A 10,339-nucleotide genomic window follows, 5' to 3' on the forward strand; every position below is an offset into this window, starting at 1 on the left:
CCTGGCAGGGCTCGTGCTGGCCAGAATGGGCATACCCAGCCCGTCCGGCGATTGAGGACGAGGCCCTTCAGGCCGAACGGGGTCTGGGGCGGAGCCCCAGGGAGCTCGGGTGCGGACCGTGCGTGGCTGAGCGCGCAGTTCCCCGCGCCCCTGGCGGGGCTGGTGCCGGCCCGCATGGGGAATGTCAGCCCCTGGCAGGGCTCGTGCTGGCCAGAATGGGCATACCCAGCCCGTCCGGCGATTGAGGACGAGGCCCTTCAGGCCGAACGGGGTCTGGGGCGGAGCCCCGGGGGTTAGGGCAGGAGGCCTGCTGCGTTCAATACGTATGCCGTCATGGGCTCGTAGAAGCGCGGGTCCAGGACGTGGTCGTCCAGGGGCACGGCAACCTGAAGCGTCCCCTCCGCCTCCGCCAGGAACAACGCGGGGTCGTTGCAGTCCGCGTACCCCACCGCGTCCACCCCGAGCTGCCCCGCACACCCCGCCCACCCGTGGTCGGCCACCACGAGATCCGGCGCCGTGTCGAGCGCGCTGAGGATCGCCCGCATGGGCTCGGGCGAGTGGGTGTGCCACAGCGACGCACCCCGCTCGAAGACGGCCACGTCGGCGAACTGCACGACGTACCCCTCGTCAGCCGTGAGCCCGCCAGGAATGCGTACGATCTCGCACCCCGCCGCCCGCAGCGCCGCCGCCGTCCGGCTGTGGACGTCCAGGAGCGCGCCCGGGTGACCGGTCGCGAACAGCACCCGCTCCCGCCCCGCCGCCGCCTTGCGCAGCCGCGCCGCCATCCGCTCCAGGGCGTCGACGGTCAGCTCGGGGTCGATGGTGTCCTGCCCCGTGCGGTGCCCGGGGTCGTCGACGACGCCGCAGCGCTCGGCCATGACGGCCAGCACGTCCTGCTCGTCGCGCCAGCGGTCTCCCAGCTCGAGGCCCAGCCAGTAGTGGCGGTCGCCGTTGGCGAGCTTGCGGTAGTGGGAGAGGTTGTTGTCGCGGGGCGTGGCGACGTCACCGGCGATACGGGTGCGGACGAGATGGTCGACGAGGGCGGCACGGCTGGGTATCGGCATGCGGCCATTCTGCCCCGCCCCGGCCGCCGCCCGCCGGGCCCACCCCCCGGGGCGCACCCCGCTCAGCGCCGTTCCAGCGAGGCGAACGCGCCGTGCGCCAGCCGGCGCAGCAGCGCCTCGGTGCCCGCGCGCCCCGGCAGCCCCGTGCCGTGCGCGCCGAGGTGCGGCGTGGAGTTGAGCAGCCCGAACACGGCGTGCACGGCGCCGCGCACCTCCGCCTCCGGCACCGGCGGATACAGCTCCCGTACGGCCCCGACCCACAGCTCGACGTACTGCCGCTGGAGCTGGCGCACGAGCTTGCGGTCACTGTCGCGCAACCGGTCGAGTTCGCGGTCGTGCAGGGTGATCAGGGCCCGGTCGTCGAGCGCGAAGTCGATGTGGCCGTCGATGAGCGAGCCGAGCAGCCGCTCGGGGTCGCCCGCCGCCTCGGCGACCCGCTTGCGCCCGCCGTCGTACAGGCGCCCGCTGATGCCGACGAGCAGTTCGGCCAGCATCGCGTCCTTGCCCGCGAAGTGCCGGTAGAGGCCGGGTCCGCTGATGCCGACGGCGGCCCCTATCTCATCGACGCCGACGCCGTGGAAGCCGCGCTCGGCGAAGAGGCGGGCGGCCTCGCGCAGGATCTGCTCGCGGCGGGTCGGGGCGTCGGTACGGGTGCTCATGAGAAGTCATTCTAGACAATGGGGTTAGCGCTCGTTAACCTGAAGGAAATGAGTTAACGGTTATTAACATTCGTTGACATCGCCGCGTACGGGCAAGGGGGCTCGACACGATGCAGCAGGCACCGGTCCTGAGGAGCGGGGAGGATCCCGCACCCGAGGCCTGGCGGGCCAACGAGGCGGCGCACCGCGCGCTCGGCGAGGAGCTGCGGGCCAAGCTCGCCGCGGCCCGGCTCGGCGGGGGTGAGCGGTCGCGCGCCCGGCATGTGGCGCGCGGCAAGCTGCTGCCCCGAGACCGCGTGGACACCCTCCTCGATGCCGGCTCGCCCTTCCTGGAGCTGGCCCCGCTGGCCGCCGACGGGCTGTACGACGGGCAGGCGCCCGCAGCCGGCGTGATCGCCGGGATCGGGCGGGTGAGCGGCCGCGAGTGCGTGATCGTCGCCAACGACGCCACGGTCAAGGGCGGCACGTACTACCCGATGACGGTCAAGAAGCACCTGCGCGCGCAGGAGGTGGCCCTGGAGAACCGGCTGCCGTGCCTCTACCTGGTCGACTCGGGCGGCGCGTTCCTGCCGATGCAGGACGAGGTGTTCCCCGACCGCGAGCACTTCGGCCGGATCTTCTACAACCAGGCCCGGATGTCGGGCGCGGGCATCCCGCAGATCGCGGCCGTGCTCGGCTCGTGCACGGCGGGCGGCGCGTATGTGCCCGCGATGAGCGACGAGGCCGTGATCGTCCGCAACCAGGGCACCATCTTCCTGGGCGGGCCCCCGCTGGTGAAGGCGGCGACCGGCGAGGTCGTCACCGCCGAGGAGCTGGGCGGCGGCGAGGTGCACTCGCGCGTCTCGGGCGTCACCGACCACCTGGCGGAGGACGACGCGCACGCGCTGCGGATCGTGCGCACCATCGTGGCCACCCTGCCCGCGCGCGGCCCGCTCCCCTGGCAGGTCGAGCCCGCCGAGGAGCCCAAGGCCGACCCGTTCGGCCTGTACGGCGCGGTGCCGGTCGACTCGCGCACGCCCTACGACGTACGGGAAGTGATCGCCCGGGTCGTCGACGGCTCGCGCTTCCAGGAGTTCAAGGCCGAGTTCGGGCAGACCCTGGTCACCGGGTTCGCGCGGATCCACGGCCACCCCGTCGGGATCGTCGCCAACAACGGCATCCTGTTCTCCGAATCCGCCCAGAAGGGCGCCCACTTCATCGAGCTGTGCGACCAGCGCGGCATCCCGCTGGTGTTCCTCCAGAACATCTCGGGCTTCATGGTCGGGCGTGACTACGAGGCGGGCGGCATCGCCAAGCACGGCGCGAAGATGGTGACGGCGGTCGCCTGCACACGCGTACCGAAGCTGACCGTCGTGATCGGCGGCTCCTACGGCGCGGGCAACTACTCGATGTGCGGCCGGGCCTACAGCCCCCGCTTCCTGTGGATGTGGCCCAACGCCAAGATCTCGGTGATGGGCGGCGAGCAGGCCGCCTCCGTCCTCGCGACCGTCAAGCGCGACCAGTTGGGCGACGACTGGAGCGCCGAGGACGAGGAGGCCTTCCGTGCCCCCATCCGCGAGCAGTACGAGACCCAGGGCAACGCCTACTACGCGACGGCCCGGCTCTGGGACGACGGGGTGATCGACCCGGTCGACACCCGCCAGGTGCTCGGCCTCGCCCTGACCGCGTGCGCCAACGCCCCGCTCGCCGAGCCCGCCTTCGGCGTCTTCCGGATGTGAGGGGCACACCGTCCATGACGCCATCCACGTCGATTTCAAGGGTGAGAGCTCCCATGTTCACGACAGTGCTCGTCGCCAACCGGGGCGAGATCGCGGTCCGCGTGATCCGCACCCTGCGCCGGCTCGGCATCCGCTCGGTCGCCGTCTTCAGCGACGCGGACGCCCAGGCGCGCCACGTCCAGGAGGCGGACACGGCGGTACGGATCGGTCCGGCCGCCGCATCCGAGAGCTATCTGCGTCCCGAGCGGCTGATCGAGGCCGCGCTGCGCACCGGCGCCCAGGCCGTCCACCCGGGCTACGGCTTCCTCGCGGAGAACGCGGGATTCGCCCAGGCCTGCGCCGACGCCGGCCTCGTCTTCATCGGCCCGCCCGCCGGCGCGATCTCCCTGATGGGCGACAAGATCCGCGCCAAGGAGACGGTGCAGAAGGCCGGCGTCCCGGTCGTGCCCGGCTCCTCGGGCAGCGGCTTGAGCGATGCCCAACTGGCCGACGCGGCACGGGAGATCGGCATGCCGGTGCTCCTCAAGCCCAGCGCGGGCGGCGGCGGCAAGGGCATGCGCCTGGTGCGCGACGAGGCACTGCTCGGCGAGGAGATCGCGGCGGCCCGCCGGGAGGCCCGTGCCTCCTTCGGCGACGACACGCTGCTCGTCGAGCGCTGGATCGACCGGCCCCGGCACATCGAGATCCAGGTCCTCGCCGACAACCACGGCAACGTGATCCACCTCGGCGAGCGCGAGTGCTCGCTCCAGCGCCGCCACCAGAAGATCATCGAGGAGGCGCCCAGCGTCCTGCTGGACGAGGCGACGCGCGCGGCGATGGGCGAGGCGGCCGTCCAGGCGGCCCGCTCGTGCGGCTACTCGGGCGCGGGCACGGTGGAGTTCATCGTGCCGGGCAGCGACCCCTCCTCGTACTACTTCATGGAGATGAACACCCGCCTCCAGGTCGAGCACCCGGTCACCGAGCTCGTCGTGTCCTTCGATCCGGCCGGCGCCGGGGGCGGTGTCGACCTGGTGGAGTGGCAGCTGCGCGTCGCGGCCGGCGAACACCTCCCGTACGAGCAGAAGGACATCACCCTCACCGGCCACGCCATCGAGGCCCGCCTGTGCGCGGAGGACCCCTCGCGCGGGTTCCTGCCGTCGGGCGGTACGGTCCTGGCGCTGCGCGAGCCGCAGGGGGGGTGGGGGTCCCCCCTGCTCGAACGGAGCCGAGAGCTCGGGGGAGTGCGCACCGACTCGGGCCTCAGCGAGGGCACCGAGGTCGGCAGCCTCTACGACCCGATGCTGTCCAAGGTCATCGCGTACGGGCCCGACCGGGCGACCGCGCTGCGCAAGCTGCGGGCCGCGCTCGCCGGCACGGTCACCCTCGGGGTGCCCACCAACGCCGGGTTCCTGCGCCGCCTGCTGGCCCATCCGGCCGTGGTGGCGGGCGAGTTGGACACCGGTCTCGTGGAGCGCGAGGCGGATTCACTCATCCCCGACGGGGTGCCCGAGGAGGTGTACGCGGCGGCGGCGGCCGTACGGCTCGACGCGCTGAAGCCCGCGCCCGTCGAGGGCTGGACCGACCCGTTCTCGGTGCCGAGCGGCTGGCGCATGGGCGGCGAGCCGAAAGCCCTGGCCTTTCCGCTGCGTGTCGCGGGACTCGAACCCGTCACGCGGCCGGCGCCCACCGGGGCGACCGTCACCGCCGACCACGTCACCGTAGAACTCGACGGCGTCACCCACACCTTCCACCGCGCCGGACACTGGCTCGGCAGGGACGGCGACAGCTGGCACGTGCAGGATCACGACCCCGTGGAGGCCGCCCTGTCCGGCCGGAGCCATGGCGGCGCCGACACGCTGGCCGCGCCCATGCCGGGCACGGTCACCGTCGTCAAGGTGTCCGTGGGCGACCAAGTGGACGCAGGACAGAGCCTGTTGGTGGTCGAGGCGATGAAGATGGAGCACGTCATCTCCGCGCCGCACGCCGGGACGGTCACCGAACTCGACGTGGTGCCCGGCTCGACCGTGGCCATGGACCAGGTCCTGGCCGTCGTCACGCCCGCCCAGGAGAGCCCCGAGGAGCCGTCATGACCGGCCTGCCCATGGTCGTACCGGCGCCGGAGCTCCCGGCCCGGGTCCGCATTCACGAGGTCGGCGCGCGCGACGGGCTCCAGAACGAGAAGTCGGTCGTGCCCACCGAGGTCAAGGCCGAGTTCGTGCACCGCCTGGCCGCCGCCGGACTGACCACCATCGAGGCGACGAGCTTCGTGCACCCCAAGTGGGTGCCCCAACTCGCCGACGCCGAAGCCCTGTTCCCGATGCTGGGCGACCTGGAGGGGGTGGCGCTGCCCGTCCTCGTCCCGAACGAGCGGGGCCTTGAGCGGGCGCTCGCGCTCGGCGTCCGTCGCGTCGCGGTGTTCGCCAGCGCCACCGAGTCCTTCGCCCAGGCCAATCTGAACCGCTCGGTCGACGCCTCCCTCACCATGTTCGAGCCGGTGGTGGCCCGCGCCCGGGCCGAGGGCGCACACGTGCGGGGCTATCTGTCGATGTGCTTCGGCGACCCGTGGGAAGAGGCGGTGCCCATCGCGCGGGTGGTGCGCGTCGCCAAGGCGCTCATCGACATGGGCTGCGACGAGCTGAGCCTCGGCGACACCATCGGCGTCGCCACCCCCGGGCATGTGCGGGCCCTGCTGGTCGCGCTCAACGAACAGGGCGTGCCGACCGACGCCATCGGAGTGCACTTCCACGACACCTACGGCCAGGCACTCGCCAACACCCTTGCCGCACTCCAGCACGGAGTGAGCACCGTGGACGCGTCGGCGGGCGGCCTCGGCGGCTGCCCCTACGCCAAGTCCGCGACCGGAAACCTCGCCACCGAAGACCTCGTGTGGATGCTCAAGGGCCTCGGTGTCGACACCGGGGTCGATCTCGGCCTGCTCAGCGCCACCAGCGCCTGGATGGCCGGACAGCTGGGCCGGCCCAGCCCCTCCCGCACCGTACGTGCCCTCTCCCACCAGGAGTCGTAGCCATGCCCCTCGACCACCGTCTCACCCCCGAGCACGAGGAACTTCGCCGCACCGTCGAGGAGTTCGCGCACGACGTCATCGCGCCCAAGATCGGTGACTTCTACGAGCGCCACGAGTTCCCCTACGAGATCGTCCGAGAGATGGGCCGCATGGGCCTGTTCGGGCTGCCCTTCCCCGAGGAGTACGGGGGCATGGGCGGCGACTATCTCGCGCTGGGCATCGCCCTTGAGGAGCTGGCCCGGGTCGACTCGTCGGTCGCCATCACCCTGGAGGCGGGTGTCTCGCTCGGCGCGATGCCCATTTTCCGGTTCGGCACCGAGGAGCAGAAGCGGCAGTGGCTGCCGAAGCTGTGCGCGGGCGAGGCACTTGGCGCGTTCGGTCTGACCGAGCCGGACTGCGGCTCGGACGCGGGCGGCACCCGGACGACGGCGGTGCGCGACGGCGACGAGTGGGTCATCAACGGCTCGAAGTGCTTCATCACCAACTCCGGCACGGACATCACGGGTCTGGTCACCGTCACGGCGGTCACCGGCCGCAAGGACGACGGCCGTCCGCTGATCTCCTCGATCATCGTGCCGTCCGGCACACCGGGCTTCACGGTCGCCGCGCCCTACTCGAAGGTCGGCTGGAACGCCTCCGACACGCGCGAGCTGTCGTTCGACGACGTCCGCGTGCCGGTGGCGAACCTGCTCGGTGAAGAGGGCCGTGGGTACGCCCAGTTCCTGCGCATCCTGGACGAGGGCCGCATCGCCATCTCCGCGCTCGCGACCGGCCTCGCGCAGGGCTGTGTGGACGAGTCGGTGAAGTACGCCAAGGAGCGGCACGCCTTCGGGCGTCCCATCGGCGAGAACCAGGCCATCCAGTTCAAGATCGCGGACATGGAGCTGCGGGCGCACATGGCGCGGGTGGGCTGGCGCGACGCGGCTTCGCGCCTGGTGCACGGCGAGCCGTTCAAGAAGGAGGCGGCGCTGGCGAAGCTGTACTCCTCGACGGTGGCGGTGGACAACGCCCGTGAGGGCACGCAGATCTTCGGCGGATACGGCTTCATGAACGAGTATCCGGTGGCCCGCATGTGGCGCGACTCCAAGATCCTGGAGATCGGCGAGGGTACGAGCGAGGTGCAGCGGATGCTGATCGCCCGTGAACTGGGGCTGCCCGCCTGAGGTCCGCGCCGGGTCTTCGCGCTGCCTGGGCCCCGGGTCCCCCGATGGAGTGGTGCCGCTCGCGTCGGCGCCTCGGTGGGGGCCCGGGGCCGCACCCTGTCAGGGTGAATCCCCCGACGTGCCCCAGTTGTGCGAACCGTCCACCTCTGTGGAAGGACACCTCGACCACGGCGCCGGGCGCCGCCGACCGCTGGCACTGGCACTGCGTGCTGTGTCTGCGCACGTACGAACCGAGCGCGTCGCACAAGGTGCGGTTCACGTACGCGCCGTTGCGCCGGCAGCTGCCGCTGCTCGGGTAGGGCGGAGCGGTGCGGGCGGGCGGCCACTGGACATCGACTGAGGTTAGGCTAACCTTTGTTCGCGTCAGTCAGTGGCCGATCCCCGGCTCGTCGTACGTACGAAAGCGGACACCGTCATGCCCCACGCCCGAGCGTCCCTGCCCACCCGTCGCGGCCTGTTGGCCATGGGCGGAGCGATCGGCATCGGTGCCGCGCTGACCGCCTGCGGCGGCGGCAAGAAGAGCGGGTCGGCCACCGGCGACACGGGCGCGGGACCGTCCGGCCCCTGGTCCTTCAAGGACGACCGGGGCCAGACGGCCGAGACGAAGTCGCTGCCGAAGAACATCGTCGCCTACACCGGCACCGCCGCCGCGCTCTTCGACTACGGCGTCAAGGTCAAGGGCGTCTTCGGGCCCACCAGGACCAAGGACGGCAAGGCCGATGTGCAGGCCGGAGGGCTCGACATCAGCAAGGTCGAGATCATCGGCAATGTCTACGGCGAGTTCAACGTCGAGAAGTACGCCGCGCTCCAGCCCGACGTGCTGATCACGGACATGTGGCAGAAGGACGTCCTCTGGTACGTGCCGGACAACAGCAAGGACAAGATCCTCAAGCTGGCGCCGAGCGTGGCGCTGTGGGCCGCCGACCAGAGCATGCCCGCGGCCCTCCAGCGCCGCGCCGACCTCGCCAAGTCCCTGGGCGCGGACCTGAACGCGAGGCAGGTCACCGACGCCAAGGCCGCCTTCGAGAAGGCCTCCGCGCGGCTGCGCGCCGCCACCAAGGCCAACCCCGGCATCAAGGTCCTGCTCGGCTCCGCGAGCCCCGACCTCTTCTACGTCTCCGAGGCCAAGCGGAGCTGCGACACCCGCTACTTCCAGGAGCTCGGCGTCCAGTTCGTCACCCCGAAGGTCGACTCGCAGGGCTTCTTCGAGTCGCTGAGCTGGGAGAACGTCGGCAAGTACCCGGCGGACCTGATCCTCATGGACAACCGCACCGGCACGCTCCAGCCTTCCGACCTCGGCTCCAAGCCGACCTGGGCGCGGCTGCCCGCCGTCAAGGCCCAGCAGGTCGTGCCGCGCCTGACCGAACCGATCTACTCCTACGCGCGCGTCGCCCCCATCGTCGACGCGCTCGCCCGGGCCATCGAGAACGCGAAGAAGGTCGCCTGACGATGACCGCGCCGGCCGAGACCGCCACCGCTCCCTTCCGCCTCTTCGATCTGCGCGTGGTACGGGCCCGGCGGCTCGGCCGCTCGCTCGCGCGGGTCACCTTCGGCGGCTTTGGCGACGAGGACCTTTCGTCGTTCGCCGCCGGGGGCCGCGACCAGAGCCTTTCCCTCTTCCTTCCGCATCCTGGCCAGGACGCGCCCGTCCTGCCGGCCGCCGACGACGCGGGCGGCTGGTGGGGGGCGTATCGGGCGCTGCCCGAGGACGTACGGGCCGTGATGCGTTCCTACACGGTGCGCGCGCAGCGCCGCGAGCCCGACGGATCGCACGTCCTCGACATCGACTTCGCGCTGCACGACGACGGCGGGCCCGCCTCGCGCTGGGCCGGTTCGGCGCGGCCGGGTGACCGGGTCGCGGTGTTCGGGCCGGCCGTCGCGGACAACACGGCGGTACGTTTCCGGCCGCCGGGCGGGACGGACTCCGTGGTCATCTGGGCCGACGAGACGGCGCTGCCCGCCGCCGCGGCCATCCTGGAATGGCTTCCGGCGGGGACCCCCGCGCGGGTCTTTCTGTCCGTCCCGCACGACGAGGACCGGCTTCCGCTCGCCACGGAGGCGGCGGCGGAGGTGACGTGGCTGCGGGGCGAATCGGCGCTCGACCGCGTGCGGGCGGGGGCGCTGCCCGGGGCCTGCCCCTACGTGTGGATCGCCGGGGAGGCGGGTCAAGTGCGGGCTTTGCGGCGGCACTTCGTGGGGGAGCGGGGGGTTGAGCGGGCGCGGGTCACGTTTGTGGGCTACTGGCGCCGGGGGCGCACGGAGGACGAACTCCGCGCGGCAGCGTAGCCCCCGGCCGGGTCGAGGTGACGCCCCCGGGCCAGCCCCGACCCGCCGAGCACCACGTGGTCAGGGTGCGCCGACCGGGCCGAAGTCCTTGTGCGGGTTCAGCACCAACTCCCCCAGGGACGCGGGGAACTGCGCCGGCCGGGCCGAGGCTCCCATGCGGGCCAGCACGGACCCCGCCAGGGGCCCCGGCTGCGCGCCCAGCCACGCACGGCCCGCAGCCGGGGCCCCTGGGGCTCCGCCCCAGACCCCGGGATGCCCCTCCCCGCCCCTTCCCTAAACCCTCCGGGGGTGAAAGGAAAACCCCTGGGGCTCCGCCCCAGACCCCGTTCGCGCCTAAAGGGCGCTCGTCCTCAAACGCCGGACAGGCTGGGTATGCGGATGCGGGCCAGCACCAACCCCTCCAGGGGCGCGGGGAACTGCGCCAACCGAGCTGAAGCCCCCGTGC

9 protein-coding genes are annotated in these 10,339 nt (G+C 72.1%); 7 read left to right on the top strand and 2 right to left on the bottom strand.

Annotated features, from left to right (window positions below):
- Nucleotides 1-293: 293 nt before the first annotated feature.
- Both ACFYM2_RS19375 and ACFYM2_RS19380 read right to left on the bottom strand, forming a co-directional pair.
- Nucleotides 294-1,064: a phosphatase gene (locus tag ACFYM2_RS19375; protein WP_388837529.1), complete on the bottom strand. Its 771-nt coding sequence runs from the start codon at nucleotides 1,062-1,064 to the stop codon at nucleotides 294-296.
- 62 nt (nucleotides 1,065-1,126) lie between these two features.
- Nucleotides 1,127-1,723, bottom strand: a complete 597-nt coding sequence (locus tag ACFYM2_RS19380) for a TetR/AcrR family transcriptional regulator (RefSeq protein WP_358995083.1) — start codon at nucleotides 1,721-1,723, stop codon at nucleotides 1,127-1,129.
- Nucleotides 1,724-1,833: 110 nt separating this feature from the next.
- Here ACFYM2_RS19380 and ACFYM2_RS19385 point away from each other — a divergent pair, with 110 nt between their 5' ends.
- The 7 genes from ACFYM2_RS19385 to ACFYM2_RS19415 all read left to right on the top strand — a co-directional run bounded on the left by ACFYM2_RS19385 (nucleotide 1,834) and on the right by ACFYM2_RS19415 (nucleotide 9,894).
- Complete coding sequence (locus tag ACFYM2_RS19385; RefSeq protein WP_388837532.1) at nucleotides 1,834-3,441, top strand: carboxyl transferase domain-containing protein; 1,608 nt, start codon at nucleotides 1,834-1,836, stop codon at nucleotides 3,439-3,441.
- 53 nt (nucleotides 3,442-3,494) lie between these two features.
- Entirely contained in the window at nucleotides 3,495-5,510 is a 2,016-nt protein-coding gene (locus ACFYM2_RS19390) for a biotin carboxylase N-terminal domain-containing protein (protein WP_388837535.1), read from the top strand.
- Nucleotides 5,507-6,445 (top strand): hydroxymethylglutaryl-CoA lyase, encoded by a 939-nt coding sequence (locus tag ACFYM2_RS19395; RefSeq protein ID WP_388837538.1) that lies wholly within the window; start codon nucleotides 5,507-5,509, stop codon nucleotides 6,443-6,445. Before ACFYM2_RS19390 ends, ACFYM2_RS19395 begins: the two co-directional genes overlap by 4 nt.
- A gap of 2 nt (nucleotides 6,446-6,447) precedes the next feature.
- Nucleotides 6,448-7,608 carry an acyl-CoA dehydrogenase family protein gene (locus ACFYM2_RS19400; RefSeq protein ID WP_388837541.1) on the top strand — a complete coding sequence of 387 codons (1,161 nt, stop codon included), beginning with the start codon at nucleotides 6,448-6,450 and terminating at the stop codon, nucleotides 7,606-7,608.
- A 104-nt stretch (nucleotides 7,609-7,712) separates the two neighbouring features.
- Nucleotides 7,713-7,907, top strand: a complete 195-nt coding sequence (locus ACFYM2_RS19405) for a hypothetical protein (protein ID WP_350230506.1) — start codon at nucleotides 7,713-7,715, stop codon at nucleotides 7,905-7,907.
- Between the two features lie 116 nt (nucleotides 7,908-8,023).
- Entirely contained in the window at nucleotides 8,024-9,055 is a 1,032-nt protein-coding gene (locus ACFYM2_RS19410; RefSeq protein WP_388837544.1) for an ABC transporter substrate-binding protein, read from the top strand.
- Between the two features lie 2 nt (nucleotides 9,056-9,057).
- A complete protein-coding gene (locus tag ACFYM2_RS19415; protein ID WP_388837547.1) occupies nucleotides 9,058-9,894 on the top strand; it encodes a siderophore-interacting protein in 837 nt (278 codons plus the stop codon).
- Nucleotides 9,895-10,339: the final 445 nt, after the last annotated feature.

It is taken from the genome of Streptomyces sp. NPDC006711 (genome assembly GCF_042869775.1).
In the GTDB taxonomy this organism is placed as follows: Bacteria; Actinomycetota; Actinomycetes; order Streptomycetales; family Streptomycetaceae; genus Streptomyces.

Bases quoted from the DNA above. Each gene is read 5' to 3' on its own strand.
- ACFYM2_RS19375 (WP_388837529.1), bottom strand. From the start codon at position 1,064: ATGCCGATACCCAGCCGTGCCGCCCTCGTCGACCATCTCGTCCGCACC.
- ACFYM2_RS19380 (WP_358995083.1), bottom strand. From the start codon at position 1,723: ATGAGCACCCGTACCGACGCCCCGACCCGCCGCGAGCAGATCCTGCGC.
- ACFYM2_RS19385 (WP_388837532.1), top strand. From the start codon at position 1,834: ATGCAGCAGGCACCGGTCCTGAGGAGCGGGGAGGATCCCGCACCCGAG.
- ACFYM2_RS19390 (WP_388837535.1), top strand. From the start codon at position 3,495: ATGTTCACGACAGTGCTCGTCGCCAACCGGGGCGAGATCGCGGTCCGC.
- ACFYM2_RS19395 (WP_388837538.1), top strand. From the start codon at position 5,507: ATGACCGGCCTGCCCATGGTCGTACCGGCGCCGGAGCTCCCGGCCCGG.
- ACFYM2_RS19400 (WP_388837541.1), top strand. From the start codon at position 6,448: ATGCCCCTCGACCACCGTCTCACCCCCGAGCACGAGGAACTTCGCCGC.
- ACFYM2_RS19410 (WP_388837544.1), top strand. From the start codon at position 8,024: ATGCCCCACGCCCGAGCGTCCCTGCCCACCCGTCGCGGCCTGTTGGCC.
- ACFYM2_RS19415 (WP_388837547.1), top strand. From the start codon at position 9,058: ATGACCGCGCCGGCCGAGACCGCCACCGCTCCCTTCCGCCTCTTCGAT.